Origin of the sequence: Variovorax sp. YR566 (genome assembly GCF_051992195.1) — a bacterium.
In the GTDB taxonomy this organism is placed as follows: Bacteria; Pseudomonadota; Gammaproteobacteria; order Burkholderiales; family Burkholderiaceae_C; genus Variovorax.
This window is the reverse complement of the sequence record NZ_CP197092.1, coordinates 5,890,286-5,905,824: the sequence shown is the minus strand read 5'-3', so window position 1 is coordinate 5,905,824 and position 15,539 is coordinate 5,890,286. Positions and strand designations below refer to the sequence as shown.

Genomic DNA, 15,539 nt, shown 5'->3' with positions numbered 1-15,539 from the left:
TCCTCGTTTCCCCAGGACGGGTAGCGTCGTATTCATTCTTGCATAGCGATGGCCGCCCACCGCGGGCGGACAATGGCGGCCCGCATTGGTTTACGCTTGGCGCCAACATGAAATCCAAAGTCCAGTTCCGTCTGCGCGTCTACCGGGACGACACCATCGCCATCGGCCCCGGCAAGATCGCCGTGCTCGAAGCCGTGGCCGAGACCGGCTCGATCTCGGCGGCCGCCCGGCTGCTGGGCATGTCGTATCGCCGGGCCTGGATGCTGATCGACGAGATGAACCAGTCGCTGGCCTCGCCGGCCGTGAACACCGCCGCCGGCGGCTCGCGCGGCGGCGGCACGGCGCTGACGCCGGTGGGCGAGGAAATCGTCAAGCACTACCGGGCCATCGAGAACGCGGCGCGCCTTGCCACGGCGGCCGACATTCGTGCGCTGACGCGCCTGCTGGCGCCATGAGCTCCGAGGCCGCCGATGTCGTCTGCCGCCCGGTCGGCCTGGTGCGCAGCCGCTTCACGGAGGCCACCGGCATGCCGATCCAGACGGCCGGCGCACCCGAAGAAACGGGGCGCGTCGAAGTGTTCGCCGAGTTCGCGCCGGGCCTGCGCGACATCGAAGGCTTCGACTACCTGATCCTCATCACCCACCTGCACCAGTGCGCACACGAGCGCCTGGAGGTGGTGCCCTTTCTGGACAACGCATCGCACGGCGTCTTCGCCACGCGCGCGCCCGCAAGGCCGAACCGGCTGGGCCTGTCGATCGTGCGGCTCACCTCGGTGGAGGGCACCACGCTGCACTTCAGCGGCAACGACATGATGGACGGCACGCCCGTGCTCGACATCAAGCCCTACGTGCCGAAGTTCGACGTGCGCGAGACCGACCGCATCGGCTGGTTCGGCGCCAGGCTCGATCAACTGCCGCGCACCCGCTCCGACGGCAGGATGGGCTGATCGGGCGGAGCGTTTTCCGGCGGGTCCTGCCAGCCTTGCCAGCACGACCACACGCTCTGCGACAGCACCTCGCGCGCCTGCGGCGGCGCTTCGCCGATGCTGCCCATGCTGATGAAGCCCGCAAGGTATTCGCCCGGCAGCACGCCCACCTGCAGCGCCAGCGTCTCGTCGAAGCAGCGTTCGCCGCTCAGCACGATGGCGCCGTAGCCCAGCTGGTGCGCGGCGCTCAGCAGATTGCCGAGCGCCGCGCCCGCGCTCAGCCACTGTTCGCGCGCCGGGATCTTGCTGCGCTCGCGCGGCGACACCACGAAACCCAGCAGCAGCGGCGGCCGAGTCGCATGTTCACGCGCGCGCTTCAGGTCGGCGGGACTGGCCAGTGGATCGCGCCGCAGTTTTTCCTGCTCGAAGCACCAGGCCAGCGCTTCGCGGTTCTGCGGGCGGAACTCGATCACGCGCCACGGATGCAGGCCGCCATGGTCGGGCGCGCGCAGGCCTGCCTGGAGGATCGCGTCGAGTTCATCGGGGTTGGGGCCGGGCGGCTGCAGGCGACGCGGCGACACCGAGCGCCGCGTCAGCAAAACTTCGAGGATGCGCTCCGCACCCGTCATGTGCCGCCACATGCGCGTCACTGCTCCCGGTGGTCGACCCACACCGCCTGGCGGCGCAGCACCTCGCCGATGTCGCCGGCGTCGGCCGTTGCCACGAAGAAGGACTGGCTCGCGCCGTCGGGGCCGGTGATGGACAGCACGAAGCCCTCTGCATCCATGGCGCGCTCGATGCGCCATTCCTGCACCTGCGTCACATGGTGGCGAAGCTCCGGCCGGCCGGAGATCGAGCGAACAACGGTGTCGTGGATGGAAGGGCGCATGGGTGGGATGTCTCCTACGCTGTATTCCTCAGTATATGAAGACTCATGGCTTTGCGCACCCCCGTGAGAACCTTAGGGCTCATCGTGTAACAATCTCGCCGTATTTTCATGAACACGACGAACTCGCTCATCGCTTCGACCGACTGGTTTCCGCTGGTGCTGTCGCTCAAGGTCGCCGCCGTGGCGACCCTGCTGGCGCTGATCGTCGGCGTGGCGCTGGGCTGGGTGTTCGCACGCAAGAAGTTCTTCGGCGCCACCGTGCTCGAGGCTGTGTTCATGTTGCCGCTGGTGCTGCCGCCCACGGTGATCGGCTACGCGATTCTCGTGGCGGCCGGGCGCCGCAGCCCGCTGGGCGCGTGGCTGCGCGAGCACCTCGACTACACCATCATCTTCAGCTGGCACGGCGCCGTGGTGGCCTCGGCCGTGGTTGCGCTGCCGCTGGTGCTCAAGTCGGCCAGCGCGGCGTTTTCGGGCGTCGACCGCTCGCTCGAAGCCGCGGCCAGCACGCTGCGGCAGTCGCCGTTTTCGGTTTTCCTGCGCGTCACGCTGCCGCTGGCCTGGCCCGGCATCCTGGCCGGCACGCTGCTCGCGTTCGCGCGCGCCATGGGCGAATTCGGCGCGTCGCTGATGGTGGCCGGCTCCATCCCCAAGCAGACGCAGACGCTTTCGATGGCCATCTATGACGCGGTGCAGGCAGGGCACGACGACCTTGCGCTGCTGCTGGTCATCGTGACTTCGCTGCTGTCGATCACCGTGCTGGTGCTGTCGAACCGCTTCTTTTCTCTTCGCTGATTTCGTTTCAACAATCTGGAGTTGTCCATGCGTCCGTTGCGCCTTCTGTCGTTGGTTCTTGCACTCGCCCTGCCGCTGGCCGCTAGCGCCCAGCAGATCACCGTGTCCGCCGCTGCCAGCCTGACCGACGCATTCAAGGAAATCGGCCCCAAGTTCGAGGCGGCCAAGGCGGGTACTACGGTGCGCTTCAATTTCGCGGCCTCGGGCGTGCTGCTGCAGCAGATCGGCCAGGGCGCACCGGTGGACGTGTTCGCCAGCGCCGACCAGGAAACGATGAACCGCGGCGTCGAGCAGAAGGCGATCGACGCCGCCACGCGCAAGGACTTCGTCACCAACAGCCTGGTGCTCATCGAACCGGCCAAGGAGGGCGTGGGCCTCAAGACGCTGCAGGACCTGGGCGGCGCCAATGTGAAGAAGATCGCCGTCGGCAAGGTCGCCACCGTGCCGGTCGGCCGCTACACCAAGCAGGTGCTGGACAACGCCAACCTCTGGACCACGCTCGAACCCAAGTTCGTGCAGGCCGACAGCGTGCGCCAAGTGCTCGACTACGTGAGCCGTGGCGAAGTCGAGGCCGGTTTCGTCTACCGCACCGACGCGGCCGTGGCCGGCGACAAGGTGAAGATCGCCTTCACGCCCACCGGCCACACACCCGTGACCTACCCCATCGCCGTGGTCGCCGAGAGCAAGCAGAAAGCGCTGGCCGGCGACTTCATCGCCTTCCTCTCGACGCCCGCCGCGCAGGAAGTGCTCACGCGCTACGGATTCGGCAAGCCATGATCGATGTCGATCTGAAGCTCACGGTGGTCGATGGCCGCCGGCGCTTCGATCTGGCGGTGCGTTTCGCGACGGACGTGCCCTTTGCCGCGCTCTACGGCCCGTCGGGCGCGGGCAAGTCGCTGACCTTGCAGGCCATTGCCGGCCTGCTGCATCCTTCGTCGGGCCACGTGCGGCTCGACGGCCGCACGCTGTACGACTCGGCCCAGGGCATCGACGTGCCCGCGCCGGCGCGGCGCATCGGCTATCTGTTCCAGGATTACGCGCTGTTCCCGCACCTGAGCGTGCGCGAGAACGTGGCCTTCGGGCTGACCGCATGGCACCGCCGCAAGCCGGCCGCGAAAGATGCCGAACGTGTGCACGCCCTGCTCGAAAGCTTCGGCCTCGCGGCGCTGGCCGACAGCCGGCCGCAGAACCTGTCGGGCGGCCAGCAGCAGCGCGTGGCGCTCGCGCGTGCGCTGGCCTGCGAGCCGCAGGTGCTGCTGCTCGACGAGCCCTTTGCCGCGCTCAACCCCATGCTGCGCGCGGAATTGCGCAACGAGCTCGCGCAGGTGCGCAGGCAGTGGGGCATTCCGGTGCTGATGATCACGCACGACATCGAGGACGTGCTCGCGCTGGCCGACGTGGCCTTCGTCTACAAGGACGGGCAGGTGGTGCGCGAGATCGACCTGCACAACGCAGAAAGCCGTGACTTTGCGCTGCGCGATATCGCTGGCGTGCACGCTGTTGAAGAGACGCCGCTGCGCAGCAAGCTGCGCGGGCTGCTGATGCAGGACACGCGAGGCGCCTGAGACCCCGCTTCATTTCCTTTTTGAATCGCCGCATGTCCCGATTCAATTTGACGCTCCGCAGGCCCACGGCGAACACTCGCCGGCATGAGCAGTGAGCAGAAGATCGAGTTTTACAAGGGCCCTGCGGGCGGTTGGGGCGCACTGCGCAGCGTGACGACCGCGCTGCTGCGGCAGGACATTCCCATCAAGGGCGCGAAGACGCTGCTGTCGGCCAACCAGCCCGACGGTTTCGACTGCCCCGGCTGCGCTTGGCCTGACCGCAACCACGCCTCGACCTTCGAGTTCTGCGAGAACGGCGTCAAGGCTGTGGCCGCCGAAGCCACCGCGCGCCGCGCCGGCCCTGAGCTGTTCGCCAAGCACACCGTGGCCGAACTCGCCGAGCGAAGCGACTTCTGGCTCGAAGACCAGGGCCGCCTCACGCACCCCATGGCCTACGACGCGACCAGCGACAAATACGTGCCCATCGAATGGGACGATGCCTTCGCGCGCATCGCGAAGCATCTGAACGCGCTGCCCGACCCGAACCAGGCCATCTTCTACACCTCGGGCCGTGCGAGCAACGAGGCGGCCTTTCTGTACCAGCTGTTCGTGCGCGAGTACGGCACCAACAATTTTCCCGATTGCTCGAACATGTGCCACGAGCCCAGCGGCAGCGGCATGCGTCCGCAGTTCGGCGTGGGCAAGGGCACGGTCACGCTCGACGACTTCGAGAAGGCCGACGCGATCTTCATCTTCGGCCAGAACCCCGGCACTAACCATCCGCGCATGCTCGGCGAGTTGCGCTCGGCTTCCAGGCGCGGCGCGCGCATCGTGAGCTTCAACCCGCTGCGCGAGCGCGGACTGGAGCGCTTTGCCGACCCGCAGGACAAGCTCGAGATGGCGACCATGGGCTCCACGCCCATCAGCACGCACTACTTCCAGCTGCGCGTGGGCGGCGACTTCTCCGTCATCAAGGGGATGATGAAGCACGTCATCGAGCGCGAAGACGAAGCGGTCGCGCGCGGCGAGCCTTCGGTGCTCGACCATGAATTCATCGCCACGCACACCACTGGCTTCGAGGCGCTGGCGGCTGATCTGCGCGCCGAGTCGTGGGACATCCTGGTGCAGGAGTCCGGCCTGAGCGAAGCGCAGATCCGCGCCGCAGCCGACGTGTACCTGGGGGCCGAGCGGGTCATCGCCTGCTGGGGCATGGGCATCACGCAGCACCAGCATTCGGTCGCCACCATCCAGATGATCGGCAACTGGCTCATGCTGTGCGGCCACATGGGCCGCGAAGGCGCGGGTGCATGCCCGGTGCGCGGCCACAGCAACGTGCAGGGCGACCGCACCATGGGCATCTGGGAAAAGCCGCCGGCAGCGCTGCTCGACCGCCTGCAGAAGGTGTTCGACTTCGAGCCGCCGCGGCAGAACGGCGTCGACACGGTCGAGGCCATCCGGCTCATGCTCGACGGCAAGGGCAAGGTGTTCTTCGCGCTCGGCGGCAACTTTGCGGCCGCCACGCCCGACACCTACCAGACCTGGAAGGCGCTGCAGCAGTGCGACCTGACGGTGCACGTGACCACCAAGCTCAACCGCAGCCACGTGGTCCACGGGCGCGAGGCGCTGATACTGCCTTGCCTGGGCCGCACCGAGATCGACATGCAGGCCGCCGGCCCGCAGGGCGTGACGGTGGAAGACTCGATGAGCATGGTGCACATCTCGATGGGCATCAACCCGCCTGCGTCGCAGCACCTGCTGTCGGAGCCGGCCATCGTGGCGCGGCTCGCGGCCGCCACCATCGGCGCGCGCAGCAAGACGCCGTGGCTGTGGCTCATCGAAGACTACGCGCGCATCCGCGACAAGATCGAAGCCGTTTTCGACGATTTCAAGGACTTCAACACGCGCGTGGCGCACCCCGGCGGCTTCCGCCTGCGCAACACCGCAAGCGAGCGCGTGTGGAACACCGCGTCGAAGAAGGCCGTGTTCTTCACGCACGCCGTGCCGCTGGACACCCATTCGCACCGCGCCCGCGCGCGCTTCGCGAAGAAGGGCGACACCATCGTCTTCACGCTGCTGACCACGCGTTCGCACGACCAGTACAACACCACCATCTACGGCATGGACGACCGCTACCGCGGCGTGTTCGGCCAGCGCCGCGTGGTGTTCATCAACAAGGAAGACATCCACAAGCTCGGCATGAAGGACGGCGACTGGGTCGACATCCAGACCGTGTGGAACGACGGCCAGGAGCGCCGCGCCGACCGCTTTAAGCTTGTGGCCTACGACATCCCGCGCGGCAACATCGCAGCCTACTACCCCGAGACCAATCCGCTGGTGCCGCTGTCGTCGGTGGCCGAGAACGCGGGCACGCCGACCTCCAAGTCGATTCCCGTGGTGCTGGTGCCGCACGAGCTGCCGATCCAGAAGCTGGCGGAGGACCAGGCGGACGGGATGGTGGCTGCATGAGCCACCGGGCCGCTGCGCAGGCGATCAGATGAGCGCCTTGCTCCAGGACGACCTTTCCGTGGCAATCCTGCGCATGCTCGCGCAGGCGCCAGACGACGCTGGCGTTTCGCTGCCGCGCCTCGGCAAACGGCTCGGGCAGGGCGCAAGTGTGCTGATGCGCCGGCTCACGCTGATGGGCGATGCGGCCATCGGCGGCGTGCGCGGCCCCGGCTGGGTGCGCGTGGAGCAGCAGGACGGCCGCTGGGTCGCACACCTCCAGGAGCCCGGACGGGCGCAGGTGCAAACGCTGCCCCCTGAAGACGAAATGGGCGACTGAGCCGACAATGGCAGGCCCACCCGGAGCCACCATGTCGCAGCCAGACCTCGCCGATTCCGAAGACACCCTGCCACCGCTCTCCCGGCATGCCGTGCACGTCTTCGGCGAGCGCGGCGTTGGGCCCGAAGGCGTGGTGCGCGACGACACCCTGGCGGCCGAGGTGCCGGTCGCGCTGGTGTTCAACGGCGTCTCGCACGCGGTGATGATGGCCACGCCGCAAGACCTCGAAGCCTTTGCGCTCGGCTTCGCGCTGAGCGAAGGCATCCTCGATACCGCCGCCGACTGCCGCGGCATCGAAGTGCAGACGGTCGATGCTTCCGATGCCGGATTGCCCGAAGGCATGCCCGGCATCGAGGTGCAGCTTGAAATTTCCACCCGCAGCTTCGAACGCCTGAAAGACCGCCGCCGCAGCCTCGCCGGTCGCACCGGCTGCGGAGTGTGCGGCGTCGAGAGCTTCGCGGGGCTCGATCTCTCGCCGCAGCGCGTGCCGCAACGCGACTGGATCGAACGCGTCGACCTGGTGACAGTGCTGCGCGCCTTCGCAGCCATGTCGCCGCGCCAAGTCCTCAACGCCGAAGCCGGCGCGATCCATGCCGCAGCATGGGCCACGGTCGGCGGCGAACTCACCGACCTGATGGAAGACGTCGGCCGTCACAACGCGCTCGACAAGCTGCTCGGCAAGCTCGCGCTGGCAGGGCGCCTCGAGGAGCCGGGCTTCGTGCTGATGTCCAGCCGCGGCAGCCATGAGCTCGTGCGCAAGTGCGCGCGCCTGGGCATCGCTGCGATGGCGACCATTTCTGCGCCAACCTCGATGGGGGTGCGCATGGCCGAGCTCTGCGGCTTGCGTTTCTGGGGGCTGTGCCGCGCGCCGCGTGGTGTGCTCTATGCCGATGGGCTCGCACCCTTTTCGAGCGACAGCACGGCATCGGCCACCGCCTCGATCCCCTGATCCGACAGATCGCCCGCCGCCACGCTCTTGCGCTGAGCCCATGCCCTGAAGTGCAGCTCCTGCGACTTCTCGTAATGCGGGTCGTAGTGCAGCGCCATCAGCTCCGCAAACAGATGCGGTAGATCCGCCTCATGCGCCCACTGCTGCCAGCGCGCCACCGTCTCCTTCCCCTGCATTTCCTTCAGCACGCCCATCTTGTCGGCCAGTGCCTCGCGGTCGTCGCCGAGGTAGGCGTAGTCGCGCAGCAGATAAGCCAGCCGTGCCTCGGGCGTGGCCGCCACCTCGATGCACGGCGCCGCCCGCATCCGCGCCACCAGCGACAACGGCAGCGACAGCCGCCCGATGCGGATGCTCTCCCCCTCCACATACAGCGGGCGCGAGAGATCGACGGTTTCGAGCACCGCTGCGATGCGCGTCTCGAAGTGCTTCTGCGAAGGCTGCGCCACACCCGGCAGCGAGCCGAGCAGCGAGCCCTTGTGGCTGGCGAAGTCTTCCAGGTCGAGCACCTGCGCGCCGCGCGCGGCCAGCGCGTGCAGCACGCGCGTCTTTGCGCTGCCGGTAGCGCCGCAGATCACGCGCAGGTCGAGTTTCGGGGTCAGCGTGTCGATCTGCGAGATCACGTGCCGGCGAAAGCTCTTGTAGCCGCCAGCGAGCTGCTGCGCGTCCCAGCCGACGAGGCGCAGCCAGGTGACCATCGAGCCGCTGCGCATGCCGCCACGCCAGCAGTAGACCAGCGGCTTCCAGTTCTCGGGCCGGTCGGCCAGCGTGTCGCGCAGATGCCGTGCGATGTTGGCCGCGACCATCGCGCCGCCGATGCGTCGCGCCTCGAAGGCGCCGGTCTGCACGTAGACGGTGCCGACGATGCGGCGCTCCTCGTCGTCGAGCACGGGGCAGTTGATGGCGCCGGGAATGTGGTCGAGCGCGAACTCGGCCGGGGAGCGGGCGTCGATCAGCGTGTCGAAGGCGTGGCGGTCGCCGACCCGCACGGGTTGGCGATGACTCATGGCAGGAACCTCATGCCCCCGATTGTCGGGTACTCAGGCGTATGCAGGTCCAAGGCCACGGCGCAAGCGAGCGCTCGCAAAGTCCACCAGCGTGACCAGCACGAACATCGCGATCAGCACCGTCATCGCCTGCTGCTGCTGGAAGATCGACAGGTGGAAGTACAGCAGCTGCCCCAGCCCGCCGCCGCCCACGAAGCCCAGCACTGCTGCCATGCGGATGTTCATCTCCCAGCGGTAGAGCGCGTAGGCCACCCACTGCGGCAGCACGATGGGCAGGCTGGCGTAGCTGAAGGCGGTGACGGGGTTGGCGCCCGAGAGCGTCAGCGCGTGCTCGGGTTCGCGCGGGGCGTTTTCCAGCGCTTCGGCGAACAGGCGGCCCAGCACGCCCGTGGTGTGCAGCGACAGTGCCAGCGCGCCAGCGAAAGGGCCGATGCCGGCGGCGAGCACCATCAGCGCGGCCCACACGAGTTCGGGCACGCTGCGCAAGAAGTTCAGGACGAAGCGCGCCACGTGGCGCGGCAGCCAGCCGGCGCGGCCCGAGGCCGGCAACGCGAGCACCGCGCCCGCGATGGCCGCCAGCACCGTGCCAAGGGCGGACACGGCCAGCGTCTGCAACGCGCCATTGCCGACCTTGGAGAGAAACTCGGGCGACACATCGGGCGGGAAGAACTCGGCAATGAACTTGCCCATGAGCCGCAGCGACTCCGACGAGCCCAACGCGCGGTAATCGATGCCCAGGTAGACAAAGCTCGCAATCACCGCCACACCGATCAGCAACAGGGCAATGCGGCAACGCCAGCAAGGCGGCGGGCGTGGGGGCAGCATCGTCGTCATGCCAGCAGCCTGCGCAACGCATTGCTCAGCAGGTCGGCCAGCAGCACCAGTGCCAGGAACACCAGCAGGATGCTGCTGGCCTCGCCGCCGTTGAGCATCTTCATCGACTGGTCCATCAACTGCCCCAGCCCGCCTGCGCCGACGAAGCCCATCACCACCGACGCACGCACCGCGCATTCCCAGCGGTACACGGTGTACGAGGCCAGTTCCTGCGCCGTGTTCGGCAGCAGCCCATAGCAAAGCGCCGCGAGCCGGCCGCTGCCGCTTTCGAGCAGGGCTCGCGCGGGGCGTGTGTCGGTCGATTCGAGGATCTCGGCGTAGACCTTGCCCAGCATGCCGCCGTAGGTGATGGCCAGCGCCAGCACGCCCGCGGCGGGGCCGAGCCCGAGCGCGCGCACGAAGAGCAGCGCCCAGACAATTTCGGGAATCGCCCGCAGCACCATCAGCAGCCAGCGCGCGGCCTGCCGCACGATGCCCGCCTGCACGCGGCCGGGCCCCGGGCCGATGCGCGAGATGGAGAGAGCGCGCGTCGTCACGAAGCCCAGAGGCGCGCCGATCAGCAACGCCAGCGCGGTGCCGGCCGTGGCCATCGCCAGCGTTTCGAGCGTGGCCTTGAAGAGCAGCGCGAGAAAGGCGGCCGAGCCGTCGGGTGGAAAGAAGCCCGTCAGGAAGCCGCCGATGACCGCGAGGTTGCCGCTGCCGAACAGCGCCCACGGCTTGAATTCGGACAGCGCCAGCATCGGCCATGCGATGACGAGCGCGGCGACGCATCCGGCCAGCCGGCGCGCGGCGTGCGGGTCGCGGTGGGCGATGGCGGTGCTCGTCAAGGGCAGTCCGGCCGATGGAAAGCCGCTTCCATTGCCGCACTTGCCGGCTGCGGCCGCTGCGTTGCGATGCCGCCTTCGCTCGCATAGAGCGCGTCGAGCATCGCGGCTGTTACTTGCGCGGCGGGCAGATCGAACATCACCTGCCCGTTGCGCATGCCGACGATGCGCGGAAACCAGCGCAGCGCGAGGTCCACCGCATGCAGCGAGGCCATCAGCGTGGCACCCGTCGATTCGCTTTGCGCGACAAGCTGGCCGATGGCGGCGTCGGCCAGCGTGGGGTCCAGCGCGGACACGGGCTCATCGGCCAGCAGCAGGGCGGGGCGCTGATACAGGGCCCGCGCAATGCCCACGCGCTGCAGCTGGCCGCCCGAAAGGCGGTCGCAGCGGTCGAACAGGCGGTCTTCCAGCGACAGGCGCGACAGCACTTCGTGCGCACCGGCAATGTCCGAGGGATGGAAGAGCGAGCCCAGCGCGCGCAGTGTCGACCACTCGCCGAGCCGACCCGCGAGCACGGCTGTGACCACGCGCAGGCGCGGCGCAATCGGCGGCGACTGGTGCACGGTGCCGATGCGGGCGCGCAGCTTCTTCAGTGCCGCGGCTGGCAATTGCCAAGGCCTGGCGCCCAAGGCTTGAACCTCGCCCTCCGTGGGCCGCAGCGCCGCGCCGAGCACGCGCAGCAGCGTGGTCTTGCCGGCGCCCGAGGGCCCGATGACGGCGATGCGTTCGCCGTCGTGCGCGGCCAGCGTCACCCCGGCCAGCGCTCGCTGGCCATTGGGGTGCACGACACCCGCGCCTTCCAGCGAAAAACTCATCCGCGCAAACTCACTTGATCAGGCCAGCCGACTTGCCCGCCGTCTCGATGCCGTCGTAGTTCGACGACTTGGTCGGAATGAACTTGCTAGCCCGCTGCAGCGCCATGATTTCCTTCTGCGCCGGGTTGGCCGGGTCGAGCTTCAGGAACGCGTCGGTCAGCTTCTTGGTAATGGCCGGGTCGAGCCCCGGGCGCACCGTCCAGTTGTAGTCGTAGTAGGTCGGCGTGGTTGCCAGCACGCGCACCTTGGCGGCGTTGGGGTTCTTCGACTCGACCAGCTTGTCCCACACCGATGCGTTGAGCACGCCTGCCTCGGCGCGCGATGCGGCCACGAAGGCCACCGTGGCGTCGTGTGCGCCCGAGAACGCGACCGTCTTGAAGTCCTTCTCGGGGTTGATGCCGGCCTGCAGCAGGAAGTAGCGCGGCATCAGGCTGCCAGAGGTGGACGAGGGCGCGCCGAAGGCGAATGTCTTGCCCTTCAGGTCGGCCAGCGTCTTGGCGGTGCTGTCGACCGGCACGATGAACTTGCTGGTGAACACCTCGTCTTCCGCGCGCTGCACGATCGGTACCGCGCCGCCGTTGGTGCGAATGCGTGCCTGCACGAAGGTGAAGCCGCCGAGCCAGGCCAGGTCGATCTTGTTGGTGGCCAGGCCTTCGACCACGGCGGCGTAGTCGGTCACGGGCGTGAACTGCACGTCCATGCCGGTTTCCTTCTTGAGGTAGTCGCCCAGCGGTGTGAACTTGCGCTGCAGCTCGGTGGGGGCTTCGTCGGGAATGGCCGAGACGCGCAGCACGCCCTGGGCGAGGGCGCCGAAGCTGGCGACGGAAAAGGCCAGCGCGAGCGCCACCTGGGTGAGAGTCTTCTTCATGGATGTGCCTCGAAAACGTGCAGCGGGTGTGGGAAAGGAAAGGACGGGATTGTAGAAAGCAGGGCCGCTTCGATAATCGGCCCATGAACCCAACGCTCATGAACCCGCTCGCGCCTTTGCGCCTCACGAGTTTTTCGCATGGTGGCGGCTGCGGCTGCAAGATCGCGCCCGGCGTGCTGTCGCAGATCCTCAAGAACCATGCGGGCGGCATGATCCCGCCCGAGCTCATGGTGGGCATCGAGACCGCCGACGACGCGGCGGTCTACAGGCTCAACGACCAGCAGGCGCTGATCGCGACCACCGACTTCTTCATGCCCATCGTGGACGACCCCTACGAGTTCGGCCGCATCGCCGCGACCAACGCGATCAGCGACGTGTACGCGATGGGCGGGCGCCCGATCATGGCGCTGGCCCTGGTGGCCATGCCGATCAACCAGCTGCCGGTGGAAGTCATCGCCGAGATCGTGCGCGGCGGGCAGGACGTGTGCCGCGCAGCCGGCATCCCGATTGCCGGCGGCCACACCATCGATTCGGTCGAACCGATCTACGGGCTCGTCGCCATGGGCCTCGTGCACCCCGACCGCGTGCGGCGCAATGCCGATGCGAAGGCGGGCGACGTGCTGGTGCTGGGCAAGCCGCTGGGCGTTGGCGTGCTGTCGGCCGCGCTCAAGAAAGAACAGCTCTCCGAGACCGGCTATCGCCAGCTGATCGAGAACACGACGAAGCTCAATACGCCCGGCATCGCGCTCGCGGCGCTCGACGGCGTGCATGCGCTGACCGACGTGACGGGTTTCGGCCTCGCTGGCCACACGCTCGAACTGGCGCGCGGCGCGAAGCTCAAGGCGATGATCGAATGGTCGAAGGTGCCGCTGCTCGACAACGTGGTGGTGATGGCCGCCGAGGGCATGGTCACCGGTGCCTCGGGGCGCAACTGGGCCGGCTACGGCGCCGACGTGGAGCTGGCCGCCGGCCTGCATGCCACCGCGCAGAACCTGCTGAGCGATCCGCAGACCTCGGGCGGCCTGCTCGTGAGCTGCGCGCCCGAAGCGGTCGATGCCGTGCTGAAGATCTTCCGCGACGAAGGCTTTGCGCAAGCGGCGGTCATCGGTCGTGTAGAGGCCGGTGAGCCCTCGCTGCGCGTGGTGCCCTGACAGAGCGGTCCTATGCCGACTCGTCGAGTGGGCAGTCGCCGTCGCGAGCGGTTCGAGCTTGCGCCGAGAAGCGCAGACGTACATGGGTACGTCGAGCATCGCAGGTGCAAGATCGGACCGCGCAGCAGGCGAATGCCCGCTCGACGGCGGAAGGGGGAAGGAGTCGAACCTTCCCGGCGACGACTGGCGCCACCCACTGGGTTTGAAGCCCAGCCGCCCCACCAGGGACGATCCCCTCCCATGACTCTTGTCGTTCACGGCCTCGCCCCGAACAACGTCGTATCGGGCCGCAGCAAGTGCGTGTCCTTCACGCGCCGCGTATAGCCCACACGGTCAAAAAATTCGAGCAACTGGATTGCGCGCTTGCGTCCCAGCCCCGTCGCATCGCGAAAACTCGCGGCCTGCAAGCCTTCAGGGCCATCGAGGCAATCGCGTGCCAACGCCGCCAACCGCTCGATGGTTGCCAACGGATAGTACAAGTCCTTCACCACCTGAAAGGTCTCGCCACGCCGCGCCAGACTCGCGAGCGTCTGCCGCACCATCGGCTCGCTCACCGCGCAGTCCTTCGCAAGATCGCGCACCCATGGCGGATCGAAGCCGCCGTCGGCCAGCCTGGGCAATAGCTTCTGTGCAAGCTTCTGTTCTGCTTCGCCGAGGCGTGCCGCATGGTCCGGCAGATGCAGCCAGGTGCCGCTGCGCACCAGCGCACCGCGCGCGACCAGCGCATCGAGCGCATGGCGCCACAGCGAGTCGTCCGCGCGTGGACCGGCCAGCCGCTTGAGGCGGCGCGCATCGGGGCCGACTTCGTCTGGCGCGGTGCGATGGAAGTCCGCGAGGCGCCCGGTGATCTGTTCTTCAAGCATGTCCAGATGCGTCTGCGCGATGGCCGTGTGGTCGATGCGCACGGCATCGCCTGGCAGCGGCATCGCACCTTCATCGGCCAGCGAGAGAGCGCGCGCCATCCGTGCGATGTCGATACCCAGCGGCGCGTTGTGCAGCAGCGCGGCCACGCGGGCATCGCGGTCGTCGATGGCCCAGGCCGCCAGCGTGCGCAGGCGCTCGGGCGTGCGGCGGTAGCGCACCGGCGCGAACGGATCGAGCACGCGCACGCCGGCCACGGTGCGCGTGGCAGAGGCATCGCGCAGCACGCCGCGGTCGCCATGCCATGCGCCGACTGCTTCCCGCAGCACCAGCTGTGCAAAGGCCGTTTCGCCGGGCGCGAGCGCATCGCGATCGAGCAGCGCGACAGACGCCATCACATCGCTCGCGCCGAGGTGCGCGTGCACCGTCGCGCCTGAGCGCAGAGGCTTGGCCTCGTCGGGCCACAGCGTGAGGAGCACGTCGATGCGGTCGGTGGCAAGCGCGATGGACGGTGTGCAGACCCAGTCGCCGCGATGCATCTCGTCCTTGGTGACGCCGGCCAGTGCCAGCGCACAGCGCTGGCCCGCGCGCGCCGATTCGGCCTTCTGGTTCTGCGCATGGATGCCGCGCACGCGCACCGTGCGGTCGCCAGGAATCACGCGCAGTTCGTCGCCGATGCGCACCGTGCCGCTGAAGACCGTGCCCGTGACCACGGTGCCGACGCCCGACAGCGTGAAGGCGCGATCGACGGCGAGGCGAAACGCCAGGTCGTCTTCGCGCGCGTGCTCCTGGCGCGCCACGTCGAGCAGCCGCTCCCGCAACGCATCGATGCCTTCGCCGGTCGTCGCCGACACCGCCAGCATGGGCGCCTGCGCGAGCGGCGTGGGCGCGAGCAGCGTGGCGATGTCCGCGCGTACCTCGGCGAGCCGCGCGGCGCGAATAGCCTTGTCGATGCGGTCGATCTTGGTGATGGCCACCGTCGCCTCGCGCACGCCCAGCAGTGCCACCACCGCCAGATGCTCGCGCGTCTGCGGCATCACGCCGTCGTCGGCGGCCACCACCAGCAGCGCGTGGTCGATGCCGGTCGCACCGGCCAGCATGGTGTGCAGCAGGCGCTCGTGGCCGGGCACGTCGACGAAGCCGAGCGACACGCCATCGGGCGCATGCAGGTACGCATAGCCGAGCTCGATGGAGATGCCGCGCCGCTTTTCCTCGGGCAGCCGGTCGGTGTCGACGCCGGTGAGCGCGCGCACCAGCGTGGTCTTGCCGTGGTCGATGTGGCCTGCGGTGCCGATGATCAT

Annotated in this window: 17 protein-coding genes and 1 tRNA gene; 9 read left to right on the top strand and 9 right to left on the bottom strand. The window is 68.3% G+C overall.

The genetic code is table 11. The features are described from left to right. Positions 1 to 107: 107 nt before the first annotated feature. Positions 108 to 455 carry a winged helix-turn-helix domain-containing protein gene (locus ACTG4X_RS27505; protein ID WP_093058016.1) on the top strand — a complete coding sequence of 116 codons (348 nt, stop codon included), beginning with the start codon at positions 108 to 110 and terminating at the stop codon, positions 453 to 455. After that, positions 452 to 946, top strand: a complete 495-nt coding sequence (tsaA, locus tag ACTG4X_RS27500) for a tRNA (N6-threonylcarbamoyladenosine(37)-N6)-methyltransferase TrmO (protein WP_440532426.1) — start codon at positions 452 to 454, stop codon at positions 944 to 946. The genes ACTG4X_RS27505 and tsaA overlap by 4 nt, the downstream gene beginning before the upstream one ends. Here tsaA and ACTG4X_RS27495 read toward each other — a convergent pair. Together ACTG4X_RS27495 and ACTG4X_RS27490 are read right to left on the bottom strand one after the other, a co-directional pair. Beyond that, on the bottom strand, positions 907 to 1,566 hold the full coding sequence (locus ACTG4X_RS27495) for a nitroreductase family protein (RefSeq protein WP_440532425.1): 660 nt from the start codon (positions 1,564 to 1,566) through the stop codon (positions 907 to 909). The two genes, tsaA and ACTG4X_RS27495, sit on opposite strands and share 40 nt — an antisense overlap. A gap of 5 nt (positions 1,567 to 1,571) precedes the next feature. Continuing rightward, complete coding sequence (locus ACTG4X_RS27490; RefSeq protein ID WP_093077393.1) at positions 1,572 to 1,814, bottom strand: hypothetical protein; 243 nt, start codon at positions 1,812 to 1,814, stop codon at positions 1,572 to 1,574. A gap of 108 nt (positions 1,815 to 1,922) precedes the next feature. On the opposite strand from ACTG4X_RS27490, the gene modB reads away from it, so the two are divergent. The 6 genes from modB (at position 1,923) to fdhD (ending at position 7,881) form a co-directional block, all read left to right on the top strand. Further along, positions 1,923 to 2,606: a molybdate ABC transporter permease subunit gene (gene modB / locus ACTG4X_RS27485; RefSeq protein ID WP_093058013.1), complete on the top strand. Its 684-nt coding sequence runs from the start codon at positions 1,923 to 1,925 to the stop codon at positions 2,604 to 2,606. 27 nt (positions 2,607 to 2,633) lie between these two features. Next, the gene (gene modA, locus ACTG4X_RS27480; RefSeq protein ID WP_097198235.1) at positions 2,634 to 3,383 is read left to right on the top strand and encodes a molybdate ABC transporter substrate-binding protein; all 750 of its coding nucleotides are present in this window, start codon (positions 2,634 to 2,636) and stop codon (positions 3,381 to 3,383) included. Further along, entirely contained in the window at positions 3,380 to 4,171 is a 792-nt protein-coding gene (locus ACTG4X_RS27475) for an ABC transporter ATP-binding protein (RefSeq protein ID WP_440532424.1), read from the top strand. The genes modA and ACTG4X_RS27475 overlap by 4 nt, the downstream gene beginning before the upstream one ends. Before the next feature lie 84 nt (positions 4,172 to 4,255). Next, the gene (locus ACTG4X_RS27470; RefSeq protein ID WP_440532423.1) at positions 4,256 to 6,616 is read left to right on the top strand and encodes an FdhF/YdeP family oxidoreductase; all 2,361 of its coding nucleotides are present in this window, start codon (positions 4,256 to 4,258) and stop codon (positions 6,614 to 6,616) included. 28 nt (positions 6,617 to 6,644) lie between these two features. Further along, positions 6,645 to 6,932: a hypothetical protein gene (locus ACTG4X_RS27465; protein WP_093058009.1), complete on the top strand. Its 288-nt coding sequence runs from the start codon at positions 6,645 to 6,647 to the stop codon at positions 6,930 to 6,932. A gap of 31 nt (positions 6,933 to 6,963) precedes the next feature. Further along, positions 6,964 to 7,881: a formate dehydrogenase accessory sulfurtransferase FdhD gene (gene fdhD / locus ACTG4X_RS27460; protein WP_440532422.1), complete on the top strand. Its 918-nt coding sequence runs from the start codon at positions 6,964 to 6,966 to the stop codon at positions 7,879 to 7,881. Here the strand turns inward: fdhD and mnmH are convergent. From mnmH to ACTG4X_RS27435, 5 genes are read right to left on the bottom strand one after another with little or no spacing between them, the layout of a single operon-like run. Then, positions 7,815 to 8,885: a tRNA 2-selenouridine(34) synthase MnmH gene (gene mnmH, locus ACTG4X_RS27455; protein WP_440532421.1), complete on the bottom strand. Its 1,071-nt coding sequence runs from the start codon at positions 8,883 to 8,885 to the stop codon at positions 7,815 to 7,817. The genes fdhD and mnmH overlap by 67 nt on opposite strands. 33 nt (positions 8,886 to 8,918) lie before the next feature. Continuing rightward, on the bottom strand, positions 8,919 to 9,719 hold the full coding sequence (gene phnE / locus ACTG4X_RS27450; RefSeq protein ID WP_093077384.1) for a phosphonate ABC transporter, permease protein PhnE: 801 nt from the start codon (positions 9,717 to 9,719) through the stop codon (positions 8,919 to 8,921). Continuing rightward, complete coding sequence (locus ACTG4X_RS27445) at positions 9,716 to 10,546, bottom strand: PhnE/PtxC family ABC transporter permease (protein ID WP_440532420.1); 831 nt, start codon at positions 10,544 to 10,546, stop codon at positions 9,716 to 9,718. Before ACTG4X_RS27445 ends, phnE begins: the two co-directional genes overlap by 4 nt. Next, on the bottom strand, positions 10,543 to 11,358 hold the full coding sequence (locus tag ACTG4X_RS27440; RefSeq protein ID WP_440532419.1) for a phosphonate ABC transporter ATP-binding protein: 816 nt from the start codon (positions 11,356 to 11,358) through the stop codon (positions 10,543 to 10,545). The genes ACTG4X_RS27445 and ACTG4X_RS27440 overlap by 4 nt, the downstream gene beginning before the upstream one ends. A gap of 10 nt (positions 11,359 to 11,368) precedes the next feature. Then, a complete protein-coding gene (locus ACTG4X_RS27435) occupies positions 11,369 to 12,226 on the bottom strand; it encodes a putative selenate ABC transporter substrate-binding protein (RefSeq protein ID WP_307616225.1) in 858 nt (285 codons plus the stop codon). An 83-nt stretch (positions 12,227 to 12,309) separates the two neighbouring features. Between ACTG4X_RS27435 and selD the strand changes: the two genes are divergently transcribed. Continuing rightward, a complete protein-coding gene (selD, locus tag ACTG4X_RS27430) occupies positions 12,310 to 13,377 on the top strand; it encodes a selenide, water dikinase SelD (protein WP_256329572.1) in 1,068 nt (355 codons plus the stop codon). A 147-nt stretch (positions 13,378 to 13,524) separates the two neighbouring features. On the opposite strand, the gene ACTG4X_RS27425 is transcribed toward selD, so the two are convergent. Both ACTG4X_RS27425 and selB read right to left on the bottom strand, forming a co-directional pair. After that, positions 13,525 to 13,617: transfer RNA gene (locus tag ACTG4X_RS27425), tRNA-Sec, on the bottom strand. A 14-nt stretch (positions 13,618 to 13,631) separates the two neighbouring features. Further along, positions 13,632 to 15,539 (bottom strand): selenocysteine-specific translation elongation factor, encoded by a 1,908-nt coding sequence (selB, locus tag ACTG4X_RS27420; RefSeq protein WP_440532418.1) that lies wholly within the window; start codon positions 15,537 to 15,539, stop codon positions 13,632 to 13,634.

Coding starts and splice junctions, on each gene's coding strand:
- ACTG4X_RS27505 (WP_093058016.1), top strand. CDS start 108: ATGAAATCCAAAGTCCAGTTCCGTCTGCGCGTCTACCGGGACGACACC.
- tsaA (WP_440532426.1), top strand. CDS start 452: ATGAGCTCCGAGGCCGCCGATGTCGTCTGCCGCCCGGTCGGCCTGGTG.
- ACTG4X_RS27495 (WP_440532425.1), bottom strand. CDS start 1,566: ATGTGGCGGCACATGACGGGTGCGGAGCGCATCCTCGAAGTTTTGCTG.
- ACTG4X_RS27490 (WP_093077393.1), bottom strand. CDS start 1,814: ATGCGCCCTTCCATCCACGACACCGTTGTTCGCTCGATCTCCGGCCGG.
- modB (WP_093058013.1), top strand. CDS start 1,923: ATGAACACGACGAACTCGCTCATCGCTTCGACCGACTGGTTTCCGCTG.
- modA (WP_097198235.1), top strand. CDS start 2,634: ATGCGTCCGTTGCGCCTTCTGTCGTTGGTTCTTGCACTCGCCCTGCCG.
- ACTG4X_RS27475 (WP_440532424.1), top strand. CDS start 3,380: ATGATCGATGTCGATCTGAAGCTCACGGTGGTCGATGGCCGCCGGCGC.
- ACTG4X_RS27470 (WP_440532423.1), top strand. CDS start 4,256: ATGAGCAGTGAGCAGAAGATCGAGTTTTACAAGGGCCCTGCGGGCGGT.
- ACTG4X_RS27465 (WP_093058009.1), top strand. CDS start 6,645: ATGAGCGCCTTGCTCCAGGACGACCTTTCCGTGGCAATCCTGCGCATG.
- fdhD (WP_440532422.1), top strand. CDS start 6,964: ATGTCGCAGCCAGACCTCGCCGATTCCGAAGACACCCTGCCACCGCTC.
- mnmH (WP_440532421.1), bottom strand. CDS start 8,885: ATGAGTCATCGCCAACCCGTGCGGGTCGGCGACCGCCACGCCTTCGAC.
- phnE (WP_093077384.1), bottom strand. CDS start 9,719: ATGACGACGATGCTGCCCCCACGCCCGCCGCCTTGCTGGCGTTGCCGC.
- ACTG4X_RS27440 (WP_440532419.1), bottom strand. CDS start 11,358: ATGAGTTTTTCGCTGGAAGGCGCGGGTGTCGTGCACCCCAATGGCCAG.
- ACTG4X_RS27435 (WP_307616225.1), bottom strand. CDS start 12,226: ATGAAGAAGACTCTCACCCAGGTGGCGCTCGCGCTGGCCTTTTCCGTC.
- selD (WP_256329572.1), top strand. CDS start 12,310: ATGAACCCAACGCTCATGAACCCGCTCGCGCCTTTGCGCCTCACGAGT.
- selB (WP_440532418.1), bottom strand. CDS start 15,539: ATGATCATCGGCACCGCAGGCCACATCGACCACGGCAAGACCACGCTG.